Raw genomic sequence first — 20,903 nt, forward strand, 5'->3', positions numbered from 1 at the left:
GCGCCTGCTCCGCCGGACCACCGGCGGTCAGGCGCTTGCGCCTGTCTAGAGGGGCGGAACCGGCCGATCTCCGGCGCCGCGCTGTCGGCGGCGGTACCGGAGGCCTGCGTGGATTTGCAGGACCGGTTGCCGGGCAATCCAGGACGCTAACGGAAGCTGAGGACGCGATTTTGTCGAAGAGGCGGAATTTGAATGCTGACGGAACGGAGAGACGTTATTTCGTGTCGAATGTCCGTTTTCGCTAGATGAGCTCCGAATACGGGCTCTTCGTTCCGTTTGTTTTTCCAGAGAAGCTTCCGAGGCCGAATCACGTCCTCCCGTTCCGTTAGCGGTCTTGTCCGACGCTAGAGAGACCTCGTTGCCCCGCGCCGCCAAGGCGCCAAGTTTGGCTGGGTACGGGAACCTGCGGCGATACGGCGCGGGATATTATCGATTTGGTTACATGGACCGAGCCTGAGAGGAGGGAATGGCATGGAGACGACGACAACGACGGCCAAACCGACTCTGGTCATCATCACGGGGATGTCGGGTGCGGGCAAGACGATCGCCGTCCAGAGCATGGAGGACTTGGGCTACTTCTGCGTCGACAATCTGCCGCCGGTGCTCATTCCGAAGTTCGCGGAGCTGATCGACCAGTCGCAAGGACGGATCGGCAAGGTCGCGCTCGTCATCGACCTTCGCGGACGGGAGTTCTTCACCGCGCTGTCCGAATCGCTCGCCTATATCCGGGAGCACTATACCATTCATAACGAGATTCTGTTCCTGGACGCGACGGACAGCGTGCTGGTGCAGCGATACAAGGAGAGCCGGCGCCGCCACCCGCTCGCGCCCGAGGGCAATCTCCTGGAGGGGATTCAGTCGGAGCGCAAGCTGCTGGAGGATCTGAAGGGCTGGGCGACGCAGGTCATCGACACGAGCAGCCTGAAGCCCGCCCAGCTTAAGGAGCGGATCGTGTCCCGCTTCTCCAATCTGGACCGCAGCACGATCTCGATCAACGTCACGTCCTTCGGCTTCAAGTACGGGGTTCCGATCGACGCCGACCTCATCTTCGACGTCCGCTTCCTTCCGAATCCGCACTACGTGGAGAATCTGCGGCCGAAGACGGGGCAGGACCAGGAAGTGTACGACTACGTCATGAAGTGGCAGGAGACGCAGACGTTCCTCGGCAAGCTTCTCGACATGCTGCAATACTTGATCCCTCTCTACCACAAGGAAGGCAAGAGCCAAGTCATCATCGGCATCGGCTGCACGGGAGGGAAGCACCGCTCGGTCGCTCTGGCCGAATATCTGGGGCGCATGCTCGGAACGAGCGAGACGGAAGTGGTCAAGGTGAACCACCGCGACGCCGAACGTGACCGCCATGGGTGAGGTGAAGAGATGAATCCGACGTCGCCCGTCCCTTCGGGAAGGCTGCCCCGCATCGTCGTGATCGGCGGCGGCACCGGCCTGTCCGTCATGCTGCGCGGCCTCAAGCAGAAGCCGCTCGACATTACCGCCATCGTGACGGTCGCGGACGACGGGGGGAGCTCCGGCATTCTGCGGGAAGAGATGCAGATGCCGCCGCCCGGGGATATCCGCAGCGTTTTGGCCGCTCTGGCGGACGCCGAGCCGCTGCTCGCCGACATGCTGTCATACCGGTTCAACAATGGCAAAGGACTGGCCGGCCATAGTTTGGGCAACCTGATTCTAGCGGCCATGACGGACATCTCCGGGGACTTCGTGACCGGGATCCGGGAGCTGAGCCGGGTACTGGCCGTCCGGGGAAGGGTGCTGCCCGCCGCCAACCAGGCGATCGTGCTGAAGGCCGAGATGGCCGACGGCAGCATCGTCGTGGGCGAATCGTCCATCCCGAAGGCCAAAGGCTCCATCAAGCGGGTGTTCATCGAACCGCCGGAAGTCGAGCCGCTGCCGGAGGCGGTGGAAGCCATCGAGCACGCGGACGCGATTCTGATGGGGCCCGGCAGCCTGTACACGAGCATCATTCCGAACCTGCTCGTGCCCAAGCTCGCGGAGGCGATCGTGAAGAGCCGCGCCGTCAAGATTTTCGTATGCAACGTGATGACCCAGCCCGGAGAGACCGACAATTATACCGTCAGCAATCATCTGGACGCGATCCAGGCCCATATCGGGCATCAATTATTCGATTACGTCATCGTCAACGACGGGGAGATTCCTCCGCAGGTTCACGATATGTACGCCGAGCAAGGCTCCAAGGCCGTGCACGTGGACATGGAGGAAGTCACCCGCCGCGGCTACAAGGTCATCGCCGACACGCTGGTGCTGTTCCGGACTTATCTTCGTCATGACGCTTCTAAGCTTAGTCAGCACATTTACCAGCTGGTCGTCGATTGGATGCAGAGAAAGGGGTGAGCGGCCGTGTCTTTCGCGGCGCAAACCAAGAAAGAGCTTACGCTGGTCGAGGCGGAGCCGTGCTGCGAGCGGGCGGAGCTGTCCGCGCTCATTCGCATGAACGGGGCGGTGCAGCTGACCAACAAGCGGATCGTTCTCGATATCTCGACGGAGAACGCCGCGATCGCCCGGCGGATGTACACGCTTCTGAAGCGGCATTTCGACGTGCCGACCGAGCTGCTCGTCCGCAAGAAGATGCGCCTGAAGAAGAATAACGTCTATATCGTGCGCGTCCCGGCCGGCGTCGAGCAGCTGCTGAACGACTTGGCGATCGCGAGCTCGGGGTTCCAGTTCCACCCGTCGATCGACAAGGAGCTCGTCCGCAAGCCCTGCTGCAAGCGCGCGTACTTGCGAGGCGCCTTCCTGGCCGGAGGCTCGGTCAACAACCCGGAAGGCTCCTCGTACCACCTCGAGATCGCTTCGATGTACGAGGAGCACTGCCAGGCGCTCGTCGAGCTGGCGAACAAGTTCCATCTGAACGCCCGGTTCATCGAGCGGAAGAAGGGGTTCATCCTCTACATCAAGGAAGGCGAGAAAATCATCGAGTTCCTCAGCATCATCGGCGCCCATCAGGCGTTGTTCAAGTTCGAGGACGTGCGGATCATGCGCGACATGCGCAATTCCGTCAACCGGATCGTCAATTGCGAGACGGCGAACCTGAACAAGACGATCGGCGCCGCGGTCCGGCAGATCGACAACATCAAGCTGCTGGAGAAGGAAGTCGGCCTGGAGAACTTGCCGGACAAGCTGCGCGAAGTGGCGGAGGTTCGGCTCAAGCATCCCGACTTGAATCTGAAGGAAGTCGGCGATATGCTGAAGGGGCAAGTGAGCAAGTCCGGGGTGAACCATCGGCTGCGCAAGATCGACGAGTGGGCCGAAAAAATCCGGAACGGCGGAGCATAAGCGTATGGCGTAAATGTTCCCAACAATGCTATAATAGGTGACAGACCATGCACGGCGGGTCCCGGCTACCGGGACGATGAACAAAGATAGGGGGTATCCGTTCCATGACGAAACAGCCGGTGGTTGTTCGGCTTAAAACGGGGCTTCACGCCAGACCGGCGGCTTTATTCGTTCAAGAAGCCAATAAATTCTCCTCCGACGTCTTCGTGGAGAAGGACGACAAGAAGGTAAACGCGAAGAGCATCATGGGCATCATGAGCCTCGCGATCAGCTCGGGCACGGAAGTATCCATTAGTGCGGAAGGTTCCGACGCAGAGCAAGCTGTAACCGCTTTAGTCCAATTGGTCAGCAAGGAAGAACTCGAGAACCAATAAGCACCCGTAGCTCAAAGCTCCCAGGAGGGGGCTTTTTGCGTTTATAAAGAGCCTGCGACGGCGGAGAATGGGAATAGGAAATTTTTTGCGACGCCGACTTCGAAAGCGCAACCTTTAGACTGGTAAAGGCGTCCAGAAGACAAACCGTGGAAAGGGGCATGAGCGAGCATGGGGATCAAGAACAAGGGGCTGCCGATCGCGGCCGTCGTCCTGGCGGCGACGCTGATCGGATGGTTCGGCTTCGGGGGCAAGGAGGAGATCGGGACGGTGGCGGCCGAGACGGCGGAGACGGTGCAGAACACGATTACGGTCGGCGCGGAGGGATCCATCAAGGTGGAGCCGGACGTCGCTTACCTCAACTTCGGCGTGGTGACTCGCGGCAAGACCGCGCAAGAGGCGCAGCAGGCGAACGCGACCCGGTTCGCGGCGGTGGAGAAGACGCTGTACGAGACGTTCGGCATCGACAAGAAGGACGTGCAGACGACGGGCTTCAACGTGCAGCCGGAGTACAATTACACGGAGAAGGACGGACAAGTGCTGAAGGGCTACGTCGCCGACCACGAGGTGCGGGTGACGTACCGCAAGCTGGACGAGATCGGCAAGCTGCTGGACGCGCTGTCGGCTGCGGGAGCCAACCAGATGAACGGCGTCGGCTTCTCGACGGAGAAGCGGGACCAATACGAGCTGGAGGCGCTCAAGAACGCGATGGCGAACGCGGATGCCAAGGCGGGCGTGCTCGCGACATCCGCCAAGCGCCAGCTTGGGGAAGTGATCAACATCGTGCAGGGCAGCGCCGCTCCGATCCCGGTCGTGCAGCGCATGCCCGAGATGGCGAAGGCCATGAGCGATTCGGCCGCGTCCACCTCGGTGCAGGCGGGGCAGATCGAGATCAACGTCAGCGTGACGGTGCAATATCGGATGAAGTAAGCGAAGCCGAATCGATGACCACAGGCCGTTCCCGTCGGGGGACGGCCTTTGTGCTTTGCGCCTTTATGCCTTTGCGCCTTCGGGTGCTGGACGCTGTCGGCAGTCCGGATGACAAAAAGCGCCTCCCGAGGGAAGGCGCTCAAGTCGACTTGGTTTAGGCTTCTAGCCGGTGCTCCAATTGACGGAGCTCGATCGCATCCTCCAGAAGCTCGATAAACTCGGAGGACAGGTTCATCTTCTTCGCTTCACGGTACACTTCCAACAGATGCTCGTCCTTCAGCGGGCGAAGCAGCGACGCCTTGTCGCTGAGCTGGCGCGCGGCGATCATATTCGGGAAGTCCGACTCGTGACGGCTGCCGACTGCGTCGTATGCGGCGGAATTCGCGCGCGGGACGAGCCGAAGCGATTGGGATGGGCGACTCATGTGGGGATCCCCCCTTCGCGGTATTTCTAGTGCATAGCTAGATATGGTTGTTTATGGAATGTTTCTTTAAAGTAGCATATCACGGAAGAGCCGATTCGCAGAGGGGGGATTCATACTTTTGAATTTCTATTGACAGCATGATCGAGATGTGGTAATAAGGGTGTCTTTTCATAAAAAGGGGTAAAAAAGAATGCGCCCCCCAACGGAGGGGGCGCATCCGCCGGCCGGCCGATGCGGGCGGCTCAGAGCTTCTCGATGACCTTGTCCACGAGGCCGTACGCCTTCGCTTCTTCGGCGTCCATGAAGTTGTCGCGGTCGGTATCCTTCTCGATCTTCTCGAGCGGCTGGCCGGTTCTCTCGGACAGAATGCCGTTGAGCTTGTCGCGCAGCTTCAGGATGCGGCGGGCGCGAATCTCGATGTCGCTCGCCTGCCCTTCCGCGCCGCCGAGCGGCTGGTGGATCATCACTTCGCTGTTCGGCAGGGCGTAGCGCTTGCCCTTGGCTCCCGCGGCGAGCAGGAACGCTCCCATGGAAGCGGCCATGCCGACGCAGATCGTGGAGACGTCGGGCTTGATGAATTGCATCGTGTCGAAGATGGCCATGCCGGCCGTAATCGATCCGCCGGGGGAGTTGATGTAGAGACTGATGTCCTTCTCCGGGTCGTCGGCAGCCAGAAACAGCATCTGGGCGATGATGGAATTGGCGACGACGTCGTTCACTCCGGTGCCGAGGAAGATGATGCGATCCTTCAGAAGACGGGAGTAAATATCGTAAGCGCGCTCTCCGCCTCTGCTCTGTTCAATGACCATAGGGACGAAACTCATGGGTCGACCCCTCCTTTGGATGGTTGGTTCCTTCATTCTAATGGATCGGCGAACAAAAGTCAAAGAAAGTCAAACGAGTTTGACCAAACAAAAATGCGACCGTATGCGACGGCCGCTTCCGCTGTATTCTATTCGATGTTCGACAGCTCGAGTCGATGCTCAATGGCTTGGATCGATGGTCAATGGCGTAGCGCCGATTGACGGCTTCGCGAATTCGTTATGGCGCGCCCGTAGGGAATCGAACCCCAATCTCAGGCTCCGGAGGCCTGCGTCATATCCGTTGGACCACGGGCGCACGTTCAATTGCGACAGCAAAAATTATTATAGGCGATCGGGAAGCAAAAAGCAAGTCGGAAACGGAATGAATATCGGGCAAATATTTGAACGGCGTCCCTTGCGATTTGGAGGCAGTTCCATTAAAATGAGGGTGTGGGACTTAAAGTGATGCAGCGGGACATTTTACGTCCAGCTTGCCGCCCGCAATCGTGCCGAGGCCAACCGGCATTAGGGGAGGCCTAAACTTTGCGGAATATCCTTCATATTCAGAAGAGACTGATTCCGGACCTGCTGCCGGTCATGCAGAAGCGTTACGAGATTCTGCACCGCCTCCTGATCTCCGGAACGATGGGCCGGCGAAGCCTGGCGGCGAGCCTCGACCTGACGGAGAGGACGCTGCGGGCCGAGCTGGACCTGCTCCGGGAGCAAGGGCTGCTGGAGGCGGGATCGGCGGGGATGACGCTCAGCGAAGCCGGAAGACGGCTGCTGGAGGAGATGGAGCCGCTCGTCAAGGAGCTGTTCGGCTTGTCCGACCTTGAAGAAGCGGTTCGCGCGAAGTTCGGGCTGCGCAAGGTCGTCATCGTGCCCGGCGACTCCGACGAGTCGGACGACGTCAAGCGGGAGCTCGGGCGGGCGGGCAGCCGCGTGCTCGGCCAATCGCTGTCGCCCGGCGACGTCGTCGCCGTCATGGGCGGCACGACGATGGCGCGGATGGCCGCCCACTTCAAGGTGAGCGCTCCGCTCGCGGACAACTGGTTCGTGCCGGCCCGCGGCGGTCTCGGCGAGAGCGTCGACTACCAGGCGAACACGATCGCCTCGGAGCTGGCCAAGCGCACGGGCGCCCGCTACCGGATGCTGCACGTGCCCGACCATCTGAGCGAAGAGGCGTACCAGACGATCATGCTGGAGCCGAACGTTCGCGAGGTGGTCGACATGATCCGCTCCGCCCGCATCGTCGTGCACGGCATCGGCGAAGCGGTCACGATGGCCCGCCGCCGGAAGCTCGACCCGGAGACGATCGCGGAGCTGCTCAAGGACGGGGCTCTCGCCGAGGCGTTCGGGTACTACTTCGACCGGGACGGCCGCGTGGTGCACCGGATGGCCACCGCCGGCCTGCGGCTCGAGGACATCGAAGCCGCCGAGACGGTCATCGGGCTGGCCGGCGGGCGCAGCAAGGGCGAGGCGATCGCGGCGGTGATGAGGTTCGGGCACGACGACGTGCTCGTCACCGACGAAGCCGCCGCCGAGGAAGCCCTGCGCCACTCGTAAGACCGGGACGGCCGCCGCTTGAGGCGGCCCCCGGGTGGCAAATCGTGGTCTTGGCGCATTTTTGCGCCTGCAATAGATCAAAATAAAACAAAGATTTCCAAGGAGGAACCATTCATGAGTGTTAAAATCGGTATCAATGGCTTCGGTCGGATCGGTCGCAACGTATTCCGCGCTTCCTTGAACAACCCGAACGTAGAAGTCGTCGCTATCAACGACCTGACGGACGTAAACACGCTGGCTCACCTGCTTAAATATGACACGACTCACGGCCGCCTGAAGGCAACCGTCGAAGTCGGCGAAGGCTCCCTGATCGTGAACGGCAAGACGATCAAGGTATTCGCGGAGCGCGACCCCGGCAACCTGCCTTGGGCTTCCGTAGGCGCCGAGATCGTCGTCGAATCGACGGGTATCTTCACGGCTAAGGAGAAGGCCGAGCTGCACCTCAAGGGCGGCGCGAAGAAGGTCATCATCTCCGCTCCGGCTACGAACGAAGACATCACGATCGTTCTGGGCGTCAACGAAGACAAGTACGACGCGGCTTCCCACACGATCATCTCCAACGCTTCCTGTACGACGAACTGCCTCGCGCCGTTCACGAAGGTGCTTAACGACAAGTTCGGCATCGTCAAGGGCATGATGACGACGATCCACTCCTATACGAACGACCAGCAAGTGCTTGACCTCCCGCACAAGGATCTGCGCCGCGCCCGCGCCGCTGCCGAGAACATCATCCCGTCCTCCACGGGCGCTGCCAAGGCGATCGGCCTCGTTCTGCCCGAGCTGAAGGGCAAGCTGAACGGCATGTCGTTCCGCGTACCGACGAAGAACGTATCCGTCACCGACCTGGTTGCCGAGCTGAAGGTCAACGTAACGGTCGAAGAAGTCAACGCGGCTCTGAAGGCTGCGGCTGAAGGCCCGCTGAAGGGAATCCTGAACTACTCCGACGAGCCGCTCGTATCGAGCGACTACAACACGGATCCGGCTTCCTCCACGATCGACGCTCTGTCCACGATGGTCGTCGAAGGCAACATGGTCAAGGTCGTCTCCTGGTACGACAACGAGTGGGGCTACTCCAACCGCGTCGTAGATCTGGCTGCTTACATCGCTAGCAAAGGTCTGTAAGATTCGCCCATATCCGCAAGCGGCATTGTAAAGAGGAGTCTCCGCGCTCCTCTTTAAGTCCGTTTGTAACCGAAGAACTTACGCAGGAGGAGAGAGCTGACCATGAATAAGAAAAGCATTCGCGACATCGACGTGAAAGGCAAGAAAGTATTCGTCCGCGTCGACTTCAACGTACCGCTCGAGAACGGGGCGATCACCGACGATACCCGGATCCGCGAGACTCTTCCGACGATCCGCTTCCTGATCGAGAAGGGCGCCAAGGTCATCCTCGCGAGCCATCTGGGCCGTCCGAAGGGACAAGTCGTCGAAGAGATGCGTCTGACTCCGGTCGCCGCCCGCCTGTCCGAGCTGCTCGGCAAGCCGGTCGCCAAGGCCGACGAAGCGGTCGGCGAAGCGGTTCAAGCGAAGGCATCCGCGCTGAACGAAGGCGACGTGCTGCTTCTCGAGAACGTGCGCTTCTACGAAGGCGAAGAGAAGAACGATCCGGAGCTGGCCAAGGCGTTCGCGTCCCTGGCGGACATCTTCGTCAACGACGCGTTCGGCGCCGCTCACCGCGCGCATGCGTCCACCGAAGGCATCGCCCACTTCCTGCCGGCCGTATCCGGCCTGCTCATGGAGAAGGAGCTGGACGTCCTCGGCAAGGCGCTGAACAACCCGGAGCGCCCGTTCACGGCGATCGTCGGCGGCTCCAAGGTCAAGGACAAGATCGACGTCATCAACAAAATGATCGAGATCGCCGACAACATCCTGATCGGCGGCGGCCTCTCCTATACTTTCCTCAAAGCGCAAGGCCACGAGATCGGCTTGTCCCTGTGCGACGACTCCAAGCTTGATCTGGTGCTCGAGTTCGTCGAGAAGGCGAAGAAGCTCGGCAAGAACTTCCTGCTGCCGGTCGACATCGTCGTATCGGAAGACTTCAAAGCGGCTGTCAACGCGGAGATCGTCGGTCAAGGCGGCATTCCGGCCAACAAGGAAGGCGTCGACATCGGTCCGAAGACCCGCGAGCTGTACGCCGAAGTCATCAAGAACTCCAAGCTCGTCGTATGGAACGGACCGATGGGCGTATTCGAAGTCGACGACTTCGCTAACGGCACCCGCGCGGTCGCGCAGGCGTGCGCGGAGACGTCCGGCTACACCGTCATCGGCGGCGGGGACTCCGCGGCCGCGGTCGAGAAGTTCCGCCTGGCCGACAAGATGGACCACATCTCCACCGGCGGCGGCGCGTCGCTCGAGTTCATGGAAGGCAAGGCACTTCCGGGCGTCGTCGCTCTGAACGACAAGTGAGGTGCAACCTATGAGCAGAACTCCGATCATCGCAGGCAACTGGAAAATGTTCAAGACCGTCTCCGAAGCGGTCGCCTTCGTTAACGACGTGAAGGGCAAAGCGGAAGTCGCCGGCGTCGAGAGCGTCATCTGCGCTCCTTACACGGCGCTGCCGGCGCTCGTCGAAGCGGTCAAAGGCACTTCGCTCAAGATCGGCGCGCAGAACCTTCACTTCGAAGACAACGGCGCGTTCACGGGCGAGATCAGCGGCGTCATGCTGAAGGACCTCGGCGTCGACTACGTCATCGTCGGGCACTCCGAGCGCCGCCAATACTTCAACGAGACGGACGAGACCGTGAACAAGAAGCTGCACGCGGCGTTCAAGCACGGCATCGTGCCGATCCTGTGCGTCGGCGAGAAGCTCGAGGAGCGCGAAGCCGGCAAGACGAACGAAGTGAACCGCATCCAGACGGAAGCGGCGTTCGCGGGCCTGACCGCGGAGCAAGCCGCGCAAGTGGTCATCGCGTACGAGCCGATCTGGGCGATCGGAACGGGCAAGTCTTCCACGGCGACGGACGCCAACGACGCGATCTCGTATATTCGCAGCGTCGTGAGCGGCCTGTACGGCGCGGAAGTCGCGGCGAAGGTCCGCATTCAATACGGCGGCAGCGTGAAGCCGAACAACGTGGCCGAGTACCTGGGACAATCCGACATCGACGGAGCCCTGGTCGGCGGCGCCAGCCTGGAACCGGCTTCCTACGTGGCTCTGGTCGAGGGGGCGAAGTAAGATGGCGGCACCCAAACCGGTAGCTCTGATCATCCTGGACGGCTTCGGCCTTCGCGAGGAGACGCACGGCAACGCCGTGGCCCAAGCGAAGAAGCCGAACTTCGACCGCTTCTGGTCGACGTATCCGCACACGCAGCTGACCGCGCAAGGCGAAGCGGTCGGCCTGCCGGAAGGCCAGATGGGCAACTCCGAGGTCGGCCACCTGAACATCGGCGCAGGCCGCATCGTGTACCAGGACCTGACCCGCATCACGAAGTCGATCCGCGAAGGCGACTTCTTCGAGAACGAGACGCTGCTCGGCGCGGTTCGTCACGCCAAGCAGAACGGCAAGAAGCTTCACCTGTACGGGCTGCTCTCCGACGGCGGCGTGCACAGCCACATCGCCCACTGCTTCGCCCTGCTCGAGCTGGCGAAGAAGGAAGGGCTGACCGAGGTGTACGTGCACGCGTTCCTCGACGGGCGCGACGTCGCTCCGGACAGCGCGGTCGGCTACCTGCAGCAGCTTCAGGCGAAGATCGAAGTGCTCGGCGTCGGGAAGATCGCGACGGTTCAAGGCCGCTACTACGCGATGGACCGCGACAAGCGGTGGGACCGCGTCGAGAAGTCTTACCGCGCCATGGTGTACGGCGAAGGCCCGACGTATACGGACCCGATCCAAGCGGTGAAGGAATCGTACGAGAAGTCGGTCATGGACGAATTCGTCATGCCGACGGTCATCGTCGGCGCGGACGGCAAGCCGGTCGGCCTCGTGGAAGCGGAGGACGCGGTCGTGTTCTTCAACTTCCGCCCGGACCGCGCGATCCAGCTGTCGAACGTGTTCACGAACGAGGACTTCCGCGGCTTCGACCGCGGCGAGAAGTTCCCGAAGAACCTGTACTTCGTCTGCTTGACGCTGTTCTCCGAATCCGTCGGAGGCTTCGTCGCCTACAAGCCGAAGGAGCTCGACAACACGCTGGGCGAGGTGCTCGTGCAGCAAGGCAAGACGCAACTGCGCATCGCCGAGACCGAGAAGTACCCGCACGTGACGTTCTTCTTCAGCGGCGGACGCGACATCCAGCTTCCGGGCGAGACTCGCATCCTCATCAATTCGCCGAAGGTCGCGACCTATGACCTGAAGCCGGAGATGAGCGCATACGAAGTCGCCGACGCGGCGGTGAAGGAGATCGAGGCCGACAAGCACGACGCGATCATCCTGAACTTCGCCAACCCGGACATGGTCGGCCACTCCGGCATGCTGGAGCCGACGATCAAGGCGGTCGAGGCGACCGACGAGTGCCTCGGCAAGGTCGTCGACGCCATTCTGGCGAAGGGCGGCGTCGCCGTCATTATCGCCGACCACGGCAACGCCGACATGGTCATCGACGACCAAGGCCGCCCGTTCACGGCGCACACCACCAACCCGGTGCCGTGCATCGTGACGAAGCAAGGCGTGACGCTGCGCGACGGCGGCATCCTGGCGGACGTCGCCCCGACGCTGCTGAAGCTTCTCGAGCTTCCGCAGCCGAAGGAGATGACCGGCGTCTCGCTGATCTGATTCGCGGATGCAGGGCCAAGCCGCGCGACCGGATCCGCATTCGCACCGTATAAGTATTCAGCTTGGCTAAACATAAGCGGGCTTAAAGGCCTCAACTCAACCTATTCCAATGAAGGAGTGTTTACTCATGACGATCATTTCCGACGTGTACGCACGCGAAGTACTGGACTCCCGCGGGAATCCGACCGTTGAAGTAGAAGTTACCCTCGAATCCGGCGGCTTCGGCTCCGCCATCGTTCCGTCCGGCGCCTCCACCGGCGCTTACGAAGCCGTTGAGCTTCGCGACGGCGACAAAGACCGTTACCTCGGCAAAGGCGTTCAAAAAGCCGTCGAGAACGTCAACACCATCATCGCGCCGGAGATCATCGGCTACGACGCTCTGGACCAAGTCGCGATCGACCGCAAGATGATCGAGCTGGACGGCACGCCGAACAAGGCGAAGCTGGGCGCCAACGCGATCCTGGCCGTCTCCATCGCCGTCGCCCGCGCGGCTGCCGACGCTCTGGACATCCCGCTGTCCGCTTACCTGGGCGGCTTCAACGCGAAGACGCTGCCGGTTCCGATGATGAACATCGTCAACGGCGGCGCTCACGCCGACAACAACGTCGACGTGCAAGAGTTCATGGTTCTGCCGGTCGGCGCTCCTTCCTTCAAGGAAGCTCTGCGCACGGGCGCCGAGATCTTCCACGCCCTGAAGTCCGTTCTGAAGGCCAAAGGCCTGAACACGGCCGTAGGCGACGAAGGCGGCTTCGCTCCGAACTTCGGCTCCAACGAAGAAGCTCTGTCCACGATCATCGAAGCGATCGAGAAGGCCGGCTACAAGCCGGGCGTCGACGTGTTCCTGGGCATGGACGTCGCTTCCACCGAGTTCTACAAGGACGGCAAGTACCACCTCGAAGGCGAAGGCAAGTCCTTCACCTCCGCCGAGTTCGTCGACCTGCTCGCCAGCTGGGTAGACAAATACCCGCTGATCACGATCGAAGACGGCTGCTCCGAAGACGACTGGGAAGGCTGGAAGCTGCTCACCGAGAAGCTCGGCGACAAAGTTCAGCTCGTCGGCGACGACCTGTTCGTCACGAACACCGAGCGTCTGTCCCAAGGCATCGAGAAGGGCATCGGCAACTCGATTCTCGTCAAGGTTAACCAGATCGGCTCGCTGACCGAGACGTTCGACGCGATCGAGATGGCGAAGCGCGCCGGCTACACGGCCGTTATCTCCCACCGTTCCGGCGAATCCGAAGACAGCACGATCGCCGACATCGCCGTCGCTACCAACGCCGGCCAGATCAAGACCGGCGCTCCGTCCCGTACGGACCGCGTGGCGAAGTACAACCAGCTGCTCCGCATCGAAGACCGCCTGGGCTCCACGGCTCAATACGCCGGCAAGTCCGCGTTCTACAACCTGCGCAACTTCAAATAAGCTCGCCGGGTCACGCATTCTCTCATAACGAATCCCCAAGGAACGCCGGATAGGCGGCGGGCCTTGGGGATTTTTTTTTCATAATGACACACCTTTCTTCCAGGAACGACAGTTATTAGGCAAATGGGACGTTCCCGGCCTCGTTCATGTTATAATATTCGAATAACACGCCCCAAGACAGACAGCGAGGGATGGCCCGCGATGAGGCTGGGAAGGATCTACGGCAACTACATCAAGAACAACCTGTTCGTCAAAGTGATCTTCGTGTTCGCGGTCATCGTTATTTTGACGGTTATCGGGTTCTCCTACTTTCTGTTCAACTTCATCTCCGGGTCGATCGTCCGCAACCAGCTCGACGACCAGCGGGAAGCGATGGATCGCGTCAATCTGTACCTGCAGCAGAAGTACGAGTGGGTGCAATCCGTCGTGCAGGACAGCTACCGGGACACCCTTCTCTCCGACAACATCTCCTATCTGCTGAAGCATTCCTATCAGCAATACATCCAATATCGGCTGGGCGAAGGCTACGCCGGAGGAACCGGCAGCACCGTCAACGCGATCACTTACTTCGGGGACAAGTTCGAGGCGGATTCGGATATTCGGGATATCATCGTCTACAGCGCGGACAAGCAGATGCTGTACGTCTACAAGTCCGGAGGATCGCCCAAGCTGTACCAGACGAACGCGGCCCGCTCCTATATCCCGGACATGATGTCTCAGGAAGGCGCAAACGCTTCCACCCCCAACATATGGGTTCGCAAGCTGATCGGGCAATGGGATACCCGCCTGTATTCCATGCGAAGCCGAATTAACGACAAGAACACGCTTAAGAACATCGGGCAGCTGATCGTGTATTTCGATTCGGAGATGGTTCGCCAGGCTCTGCTCAGCGCTTCCAAGCCGCTCAAAGGCACGATTCTGGCGCTTACTCCGGAAGGCCAAGTCATGTTCGATTCCTCCGGGCGCTATTACGGGCATCCTTACCCGTATATGGATCGAATCGGCGCCTTCCAGCCGACGGCCGACCTGGACGAGCCTTCTTACGTCTCGACTCTGCAATCGGCTTCCGCCGGGTACCAGATCGTCGGCATCATGCCCAAGAGCGAGATGGCGAAGTCTTACGAGAGCCTGAAAAATACGATCGTCCTCATCGCCGCCCTGTGCATCCTGTTCGCCGTCATTGTTCCATCTCTTCTGATCGTAAGCATCTCGAAGCGCACCAACAAGATCGTCCGGTTCATGAGGAAGGTGGAAGGAGGGGACTTGAGCGCCCGGCTTCAGGACCCTCGGGAGGACGAGCTGGGCCAGATCTCCCGCAGCTTCAACGATATGGTGGAGGAGCTTAACCGGATGATCGACCGGGAATACAAGGCCGAGATCAGGCTCCGGCAGTCGGAGCTGGCCGCGCTTCAAGCCCGGGTGAACCCTCATTTTCTCTACAACACACTCGAGGTTATCCGGATGCGCGCGCTGTCCCAAGGGGCGGAAGACGTCGGGGAGATGATCTACAGCCTGGCCAAGCTGTTCCGCAGCTCGGTTCGAGCTGCGGCGGAATGCACGCTGGGCGAAGAGCTGGAGATGTGCCGGCTGTACCTGGAGCTCTTCCGTATTCGGTATAAAGACCGGATGGCGTTCGAGATCGATTGTCCGCCGGAGCTGCTCTCCGTCAAGATTCCCAAGCTGCTGCTGCAGCCGATCGTGGAGAATTACGTCATGCACGGCATGGAATCCAACCGCGGCGACAATCGCATCCGGATCGAAGCGGAGAACGGAGAGAACGTGCGGATACGGGTGTGGAACGACGGCCGCCCGATTCCGCCCGACAAGCTGAGACGGATTCAGTCGGAGCTGGATTACCCGGAGGCGGAAGGAAGCTCGTTCGGTCTCCGCAGCGTGCATGAGCGGCTGAAGCTGACATTCGGACCCGAATACGGCGTCCGGATCGACAGCGATCCCGCGGAAGGGACGATCGTGGCGATCGAATTCCCTCATCCGGGCCGCCGGGCTGAAAAGGAACGGGCCGAGAAGGAACGGGCGGATGCGGAGCGGGCGGATACGGAGCGGGCGGATAGAGAGCGGGCGGATACAGAGCGGGCGAATAGAGAGAAGGGGGGAGCGAGCCGCGATGTTCAAAGTATTTCTCGTGGACGATGAACCGTTCATTATCGAAGGACTGATGGATGCCATCGACTGGGCGGCCTTCGGCCTGGAGATCGTCGGAAGCGCGGAGAACGGGCAAGAGGCGCTCGAGCGCATCCGGTACACTCCGGTGGATATCTTGATCACCGATATTTCCATGCCGTTCCTGAACGGCTTGGACCTGATCCGTCAGGCTCGCGAGCCGCGCCCGGACTTGAAAGCGATTATTCTGAGCGGGTTCAACGAGTTCGACTACCTCAAGGAAGGGCTGAAGCTGGGCATCGAGAATTACTTGCTCAAGCCGATTAACGTGAAGGAGCTGCAGGACACCCTCCGCAATGCGGCCGACAAGCTTCTCAGCTCCCGGTCCGACGCGCGGCTGCTCCAGTCCAACGTTCAGATCATGCGGGACAACACGCTGTATCGGTGGATGAACGACCGAATCTCCGAGTCCGAGCTCGCCGAGAGGGCGGAGCTGCTGGGCCTCTCGCTGGAGGCGCCGTACGGAATCGTCGCCCTTCTGCGGCGCGAACCGTTCGACATCGACGCGCAGGAGCAAGCGCTCGCGCAGCTCGCCGCCGCCTTCGAGGGACGCCGTCAGGCCGTCCCGTTCCGGGACCTGGACGGGGATATCGTCGTGCTGGCGGAGCTGTCCTCCCCGGACGAGGACCGGACGGAGCTGGCCCGGACGCTCAGGCGGATCGGCGCGCCCGCGAGATTGTCGTTCGGCGGTCCCCATCCGCTTCGCTCGTCCATATCGGCCAGCTATCGCGAGGCGAAGAAGGCGCAGGAGTTCTTCATGATCGATCCCGACCGGGATTGGATCGACTACGAGGACACGCTTCCCCTCAAGAAGGCGGAGCTCGTCGACTTCCCGATCGATTGGGAAGGCTATCGCAAGCTGCTGGTCGCCCGGGACAAGGAGAAGCTGTCGGAAGCGATCGCCGCGGATTTCGAACGTCTGCGGGCGATGGAAGGAATGACGCCGGCCCAGCTTCAGGAGGTGGCCCTGGAGCTGATTATCCGCTTCAAGATGGAGCTCAAGTCGATCAAGCACGCGGACGAGCCGGAGCTGTTCGCGGCCGGCATCGGGCAGGCGAACGCGGCCTCCCATTATGCCGAGCTGTCCGAAGCCGTCCGCCAAGTGGCCGGCCGCTGCGTGGATTCGCTGGCGAAGGACGCCCGAAGTCCCGTCGTTCTTCAAGTGCTGAGCGAGATTCAAGAGCATTACGCCGACGACCTGTCCCTGAAGGCGCTCGGGGCGAGGTTCCACATTCATCCGGTCTACCTGGGCCAGCTCTTCCAGAAGGAGATCGGGGAGAGCTTCACGGAGCACATCAACAAGTACCGGATCGAACAGGCGAAGAGGCTGCTGAAGACGTCCGCCCTTAAGGTGCACGATATCGCGCGGCAGGTGGGCTATTGGGAGACGGGGTATTTCTACAAGCAATTCAAGAAGTTCGTCGGGATCTCCCCGACCGAATTCAAGGGGCTGCACTGAAGCGGCCCGCGCCGGAAGAGACGGATAGAGCGCTGCCGGTTTGCCAAGACTGCCTTCGGGCAGTCTTTCTTTAATTTGAACACGGACTTATTAAGTTTGTCGTCTATTTGAAACTGCTTTCATGATTTAAAGTTAATGGCATGTAAGAGATACTTACTTCGGGGAGGGCATTGCAACAGATGAGCAAAATCAAAAAGAGAGCAGGGTTGCTCCTGGCGGCAACGACGGCGTTCTCGCTCGTCCTTAGCGCCTGCGGCAGCAACGGCAACAACGAACCGGAAGCGGCGGGCTCCGGAAGCGGCTCCGGCAACGCCGGGAAGCCGGTCGAATTGATCTGGTACACGATCGGCACGCCGCAGAAAGACGTCGACACGGTCATGGCGGAAGTCAGCAAGTATACCAAAGAGAAGATCAACGCGACGATCAAGATGAAGATGATCGACTGGGGCGACTACTCGCAGAAGATGCAAGTGCTGGTCGCTTCGGGCGAACCGATGGACATTCTGTTCACCTCGGCCGGCGGCTTCGACTACGTGCAGAACGTGCGCAAGGGCGCGTTCCTCGAGCTCGACGAGCTGCTGGACAAATACGGCCAAGGCATCAAGAACACGATCGATCCGGGCTTCCTGAGCGGCTCCAAGGTCGACGGCCACAACTACGGCATTCCGGCCAACAAGGAGCTTCCGCAGCTTGAAGTGTGGCGCTTCAACCAGAATCTCGTGGACAAGTACAAGCTCGATACGTCCGGGGTCCGCACCCTGGAGAGCCTCGAGCCGCTCCTGAAGACCATCAAGGAGAAGGAGCCGGAAGTGACTCCGTTCGCGATGGACAAAACCTACGTTCCTTACGTTCCGTACGACTATCTCGTGACGAACATGCCGATGGCCGTCAAGCTGGACGGGTCGGACATGAAGGTCGTCAACATCCTCGAGACGAGCGAGATGAAGGCCGCGCTCGAGACGATGCATAAGTACTACAAGGCGGGTTATGTCGCTCCGGAAGCCGCGACGACGGGCTCGACGAGCGACCTGACGACCTCCGGCAAGTGGCTGCTGGACCGCGCTCAGACGCAGCCGCTCGCGGAGAACCTCTGGTCCGCTTCCTACGGCTACCCGGTCACCACGAAGCCGGCCAGCGACGCGATCATCACGAACACGTCGGTGCAAGGCTCGATCATGGCGATCTCCGCCAACTCCGAGCATCCGGAGAAGGCGATGGAGTTCCTGAACCTGCTGAACACCGATCCGGTGCTCCGCAACATGGTCGACTCCGGCACCGAAGGCACTCACTACGAGAAGATCGACGACAAGCACATGAAGAACCTGGACGCTTCCCAGAACTACAACATGCCGTCCTACTCGCTGGGCAACAACATGCTTCTGTACCTGAACGAAGGCGACCCGGACGACAAGTGGGACCAGTTCAAGAAGTTCAACGCGGAAGGCAAGCCTTCCCCGATCCTGGGCTTCAACTTCGACAGCACGAAGGTTGCGACCGAGATGACGGCCGTTCAGAACGTGAAGGAGCAGTTCTGGGCATCGCTGATGACCGGTACCGTCGACCCGGCCACGTTCCTGCCGAAGGCGATCGACGAGTTCAAGAAGGCCGGACTGGACAAGGTCATCGCCGAAGCGCAAAGCCAGCTGGACGCTTGGGCGGCCGCGAACAAGTAAGTTCGGCGAGACAAAGAAGAAGATCGGGCGGGCAGCTTGCGCCCGATCTTTTTTTACTTATGGGAGGGATAATGACACGATGGCAGGCTCATTTTTCCGCAGCTTCAATCGCAACAAGGTTCTGCTGCTTATGGTACTTCCAGGAGCCCTCTGGTTCCTCTGCTTCTCCTATCTGCCCCTTGTCGGCACGGTCGCGGCCTTCAAGGAATATCGGTTCAGCCGGCAAGGCTTCTGGTACAGCCTGATTCATAGCAAGAACGTCGGCTGGGACAACTTCAAGTTCCTGTTCAACACCGACGCCGCCTATACCATTACCCGCAACACTCTGCTGTATAATATCGCGTTTATTTTCCTCGGGCTCGTCTTCTCCGTCGCCTTGGCCATCCTCCTCTCGGAGCTGGTGAACAAGAAGCTGGCGAAGCTGTATCAGACGAGCATGTTCCTGCCGTATTTCCTGTCTTGGGTCATCGTCGGCTACTTCGCGTTCAGCTTCCTGAGCATGGACCGCGGATTGCTGAATCACATATTGGGTTATTTCGGGGTCGATTCGATGCAATGGTATTCGGATCCGACCTATTGGCCGTATATTCTGATCTTCGTGTACCTCTGGAAGTCGATCGGCTACAGCAGCGTCGTCTATCTGGCCTCCATCCTGGGCATCGACAAGTCGCTCTACGAAGCGGCGATGATCGACGGGGCGAGCAAGCTGCAGCAGGTCCGCAACATCACGCTTCCCCTTCTCAAGCCGATCATTATCATCATGACGCTGCTGGCGGTCGGCAAAATTTTCTACGCGGACTTCGGTCTCTTCTATCAAGTGCCCCGGGATTCCGGCACGCTCTACTCGGTGACGAACGTTATCGATACGTACGTCTATCGCGGCCTCAAGACGACGGGCGAGATCGGCATGAGCACCGCGGCCGGCCTGTATCAATCGATCGTCGGCTTCGTCCTCGTCATGATCTCCAACTACGTCGTGCGCAAGCTCGACAAAGACAGCGCGCTGTTCTAATTCGCCCGAGCCTAGAAAGGAGGAAGCCCGCATGTCCGCAACGCCCCGTACTCTTAAGAAGCGCAACTTCCACCAGATAACGAAAGGCTGGAACGTCGTCTTCAACGTCATAGCCGCTCTCTTCTCGTTCCTCTGCGTGTTCCCGTTCGTCTTCGTGGCGATCATCTCGTTCACCGACGAGAAGTCGCTCGCCGCCAACGGGTATCGCATTATCCCCGAGAAGTGGAGCTTCAAGGCTTACGAATATATTTTCGAGACCGGCGATACGCTGCTCCGTTCCTACGGGGTCACGATTCTGGTGACGGTCGTCGGCACGGTCGTCAGCCTGCTGATGATCGCGCTGTACGCCTACGCCGTCTCCCGCAAGAGCTTCGCCTACCGGAGATTCTTCTCCCTGTTCGCCGTGTTCACGATGCTGTTCAACGGCGGGATGATCCCGACCTATATCGTCGTCACTCAACTGCTCCATCTGAAGGACAACATCTGGGCGCTGATCCTGCCGCTCGCGATGAATGCCTTCTACATCATGATTCTGCGCACCTTCTACATCACCGGCGTTCCCGACGCGATCATCGAATCGGGCAAGATCGACGGCGCGGGCGAGTTCAAGATCTTCATCCGCCTCGTGCTTCCGCTGTCGCTTCCGGGCCTGGCGACGATCGGCTTGTTCAGCACGCTGGGCTACTGGAACGACTGGTTTAACGCCCTGCTGTACATCGACACCCCGAGCAAGGTTCCGCTTCAATCGATGCTTATGCGGATCGAATCGAGCATGCAGTTCATTCAGCAGAATTCGCTCAACAGCGCGGTCAGCCTCGAGGCTCTCTCCTCGATGCCGCAGGATACGGCCCGGATGGCGATGGTCGTGCTGGCGACGCTGCCGATCATCTTCGCCTATCCGTTCTTCCAGCGTTACTTCGTGCAAGGCCTGACCGTCGGCTCGGTCAAGGAATAAGCGGCGGCCCCGGGCGCGAGTCCGGGGGGCCGGCATGGCCAAGGGTGGAGAGAAGCGCGGAGTCGCGCGACAGAAGGGCAGAGAAGGGCGA

At 60.4% G+C, this 20,903-nt stretch carries 18 protein-coding genes and 1 tRNA gene; 16 read left to right on the top strand and 3 right to left on the bottom strand.

The window, feature by feature from the left end; genetic code table 11:
- Positions 1-471: 471 nt before the first annotated feature.
- From rapZ to H7B90_RS22655, 5 genes are all read left to right on the top strand, one after another.
- Positions 472-1,368, top strand: coding sequence for an RNase adapter RapZ (gene rapZ, locus H7B90_RS22635; RefSeq protein WP_185138173.1), 897 nt, complete (start codon positions 472-474; stop codon positions 1,366-1,368).
- A 9-nt stretch (positions 1,369-1,377) separates the two neighbouring features.
- Positions 1,378-2,370, top strand: a complete 993-nt coding sequence (mgfK, locus tag H7B90_RS22640; protein WP_185138174.1) for a gluconeogenesis morphogenetic factor MgfK — start codon at positions 1,378-1,380, stop codon at positions 2,368-2,370.
- 6 nt (positions 2,371-2,376) lie between these two features.
- Complete coding sequence (gene whiA, locus H7B90_RS22645) at positions 2,377-3,312, top strand: DNA-binding protein WhiA (protein WP_185138175.1); 936 nt, start codon at positions 2,377-2,379, stop codon at positions 3,310-3,312.
- Positions 3,313-3,416: 104 nt separating this feature from the next.
- A complete protein-coding gene (locus H7B90_RS22650; RefSeq protein ID WP_027092613.1) occupies positions 3,417-3,686 on the top strand; it encodes an HPr family phosphocarrier protein in 270 nt (89 codons plus the stop codon).
- A gap of 168 nt (positions 3,687-3,854) precedes the next feature.
- Positions 3,855-4,613, top strand: coding sequence for an SIMPL domain-containing protein (locus tag H7B90_RS22655; protein ID WP_185138176.1), 759 nt, complete (start codon positions 3,855-3,857; stop codon positions 4,611-4,613).
- Positions 4,614-4,767: 154 nt separating this feature from the next.
- Here H7B90_RS22655 and H7B90_RS33110 read toward each other — a convergent pair whose 3' ends face one another.
- The 3 genes from H7B90_RS33110 to H7B90_RS22670 form a co-directional block, all read right to left on the bottom strand.
- Positions 4,768-5,037 (bottom strand): sporulation histidine kinase inhibitor Sda, encoded by a 270-nt coding sequence (locus H7B90_RS33110; RefSeq protein ID WP_246578756.1) that lies wholly within the window; start codon positions 5,035-5,037, stop codon positions 4,768-4,770.
- 242 nt (positions 5,038-5,279) lie between these two features.
- Positions 5,280-5,861, bottom strand: a complete 582-nt coding sequence (clpP, locus tag H7B90_RS22665) for an ATP-dependent Clp endopeptidase proteolytic subunit ClpP (protein WP_185138177.1) — start codon at positions 5,859-5,861, stop codon at positions 5,280-5,282.
- Positions 5,862-6,081: 220 nt separating this feature from the next.
- Positions 6,082-6,156 (bottom strand) — tRNA-Arg (locus H7B90_RS22670).
- A gap of 227 nt (positions 6,157-6,383) precedes the next feature.
- Here H7B90_RS22670 and H7B90_RS22675 point away from each other — a divergent pair.
- From H7B90_RS22675 to H7B90_RS22725, 11 genes are all read left to right on the top strand, one after another.
- Entirely contained in the window at positions 6,384-7,406 is a 1,023-nt protein-coding gene (locus H7B90_RS22675; protein WP_185138178.1) for a sugar-binding transcriptional regulator, read from the top strand.
- Positions 7,407-7,520: 114 nt separating this feature from the next.
- Positions 7,521-8,528, top strand: coding sequence for a type I glyceraldehyde-3-phosphate dehydrogenase (gap, locus tag H7B90_RS22680; RefSeq protein WP_185138179.1), 1,008 nt, complete (start codon positions 7,521-7,523; stop codon positions 8,526-8,528).
- A 102-nt stretch (positions 8,529-8,630) separates the two neighbouring features.
- Entirely contained in the window at positions 8,631-9,812 is a 1,182-nt protein-coding gene (locus H7B90_RS22685) for a phosphoglycerate kinase (protein WP_185138180.1), read from the top strand.
- A gap of 10 nt (positions 9,813-9,822) precedes the next feature.
- Positions 9,823-10,578: a triose-phosphate isomerase gene (gene tpiA / locus H7B90_RS22690; RefSeq protein WP_185138181.1), complete on the top strand. Its 756-nt coding sequence runs from the start codon at positions 9,823-9,825 to the stop codon at positions 10,576-10,578.
- A 1-nt stretch (position 10,579) separates the two neighbouring features.
- Complete coding sequence (gpmI, locus tag H7B90_RS22695; protein WP_185138182.1) at positions 10,580-12,112, top strand: 2,3-bisphosphoglycerate-independent phosphoglycerate mutase; 1,533 nt, start codon at positions 10,580-10,582, stop codon at positions 12,110-12,112.
- A gap of 127 nt (positions 12,113-12,239) precedes the next feature.
- The gene (gene eno / locus H7B90_RS22700; RefSeq protein ID WP_185138183.1) at positions 12,240-13,532 is read left to right on the top strand and encodes a phosphopyruvate hydratase; all 1,293 of its coding nucleotides are present in this window, start codon (positions 12,240-12,242) and stop codon (positions 13,530-13,532) included.
- 201 nt (positions 13,533-13,733) lie between these two features.
- Entirely contained in the window at positions 13,734-15,686 is a 1,953-nt protein-coding gene (locus H7B90_RS22705) for a sensor histidine kinase (protein ID WP_260411161.1), read from the top strand.
- Positions 15,658-17,172 (top strand): response regulator transcription factor, encoded by a 1,515-nt coding sequence (locus H7B90_RS22710; protein ID WP_185138184.1) that lies wholly within the window; start codon positions 15,658-15,660, stop codon positions 17,170-17,172. Before H7B90_RS22705 ends, H7B90_RS22710 begins: the two co-directional genes overlap by 29 nt.
- Positions 17,173-17,351: 179 nt before the next feature.
- Positions 17,352-18,845, top strand: a complete 1,494-nt coding sequence (locus H7B90_RS22715) for an ABC transporter substrate-binding protein (protein WP_185138185.1) — start codon at positions 17,352-17,354, stop codon at positions 18,843-18,845.
- A gap of 79 nt (positions 18,846-18,924) precedes the next feature.
- The gene (locus H7B90_RS22720; RefSeq protein WP_185138186.1) at positions 18,925-19,857 is read left to right on the top strand and encodes an ABC transporter permease; all 933 of its coding nucleotides are present in this window, start codon (positions 18,925-18,927) and stop codon (positions 19,855-19,857) included.
- A gap of 31 nt (positions 19,858-19,888) precedes the next feature.
- A complete protein-coding gene (locus H7B90_RS22725) occupies positions 19,889-20,812 on the top strand; it encodes a carbohydrate ABC transporter permease (RefSeq protein ID WP_185138187.1) in 924 nt (307 codons plus the stop codon).
- The last annotated feature ends 91 nt before the right edge of the window (positions 20,813-20,903 follow it).

It is taken from the genome of Cohnella xylanilytica, from assembly GCF_014212175.1.
GTDB lineage: Bacteria > Bacillota > Bacilli > Paenibacillales > Paenibacillaceae > Cohnella > Cohnella xylanilytica.

Coding starts and splice junctions, on each gene's coding strand:
- eno (WP_185138183.1), top strand. CDS start 12,240: ATGACGATCATTTCCGACGTGTACGCACGCGAAGTACTGGACTCCCGC.
- rapZ (WP_185138173.1), top strand. CDS start 472: ATGGAGACGACGACAACGACGGCCAAACCGACTCTGGTCATCATCACG.
- H7B90_RS22710 (WP_185138184.1), top strand. CDS start 15,658: ATGTTCAAAGTATTTCTCGTGGACGATGAACCGTTCATTATCGAAGGA.
- H7B90_RS22650 (WP_027092613.1), top strand. CDS start 3,417: ATGACGAAACAGCCGGTGGTTGTTCGGCTTAAAACGGGGCTTCACGCC.
- H7B90_RS22725 (WP_185138187.1), top strand. CDS start 19,889: ATGTCCGCAACGCCCCGTACTCTTAAGAAGCGCAACTTCCACCAGATA.
- clpP (WP_185138177.1), bottom strand. CDS start 5,861: ATGAGTTTCGTCCCTATGGTCATTGAACAGAGCAGAGGCGGAGAGCGC.
- H7B90_RS22720 (WP_185138186.1), top strand. CDS start 18,925: ATGGCAGGCTCATTTTTCCGCAGCTTCAATCGCAACAAGGTTCTGCTG.
- H7B90_RS22705 (WP_260411161.1), top strand. CDS start 13,734: ATGAGGCTGGGAAGGATCTACGGCAACTACATCAAGAACAACCTGTTC.
- H7B90_RS33110 (WP_246578756.1), bottom strand. CDS start 5,037: ATGAGTCGCCCATCCCAATCGCTTCGGCTCGTCCCGCGCGCGAATTCC.
- tpiA (WP_185138181.1), top strand. CDS start 9,823: ATGAGCAGAACTCCGATCATCGCAGGCAACTGGAAAATGTTCAAGACC.
- H7B90_RS22715 (WP_185138185.1), top strand. CDS start 17,352: ATGAGCAAAATCAAAAAGAGAGCAGGGTTGCTCCTGGCGGCAACGACG.
- gpmI (WP_185138182.1), top strand. CDS start 10,580: ATGGCGGCACCCAAACCGGTAGCTCTGATCATCCTGGACGGCTTCGGC.
- H7B90_RS22655 (WP_185138176.1), top strand. CDS start 3,855: ATGGGGATCAAGAACAAGGGGCTGCCGATCGCGGCCGTCGTCCTGGCG.
- H7B90_RS22685 (WP_185138180.1), top strand. CDS start 8,631: ATGAATAAGAAAAGCATTCGCGACATCGACGTGAAAGGCAAGAAAGTA.
- mgfK (WP_185138174.1), top strand. CDS start 1,378: ATGAATCCGACGTCGCCCGTCCCTTCGGGAAGGCTGCCCCGCATCGTC.
- gap (WP_185138179.1), top strand. CDS start 7,521: ATGAGTGTTAAAATCGGTATCAATGGCTTCGGTCGGATCGGTCGCAAC.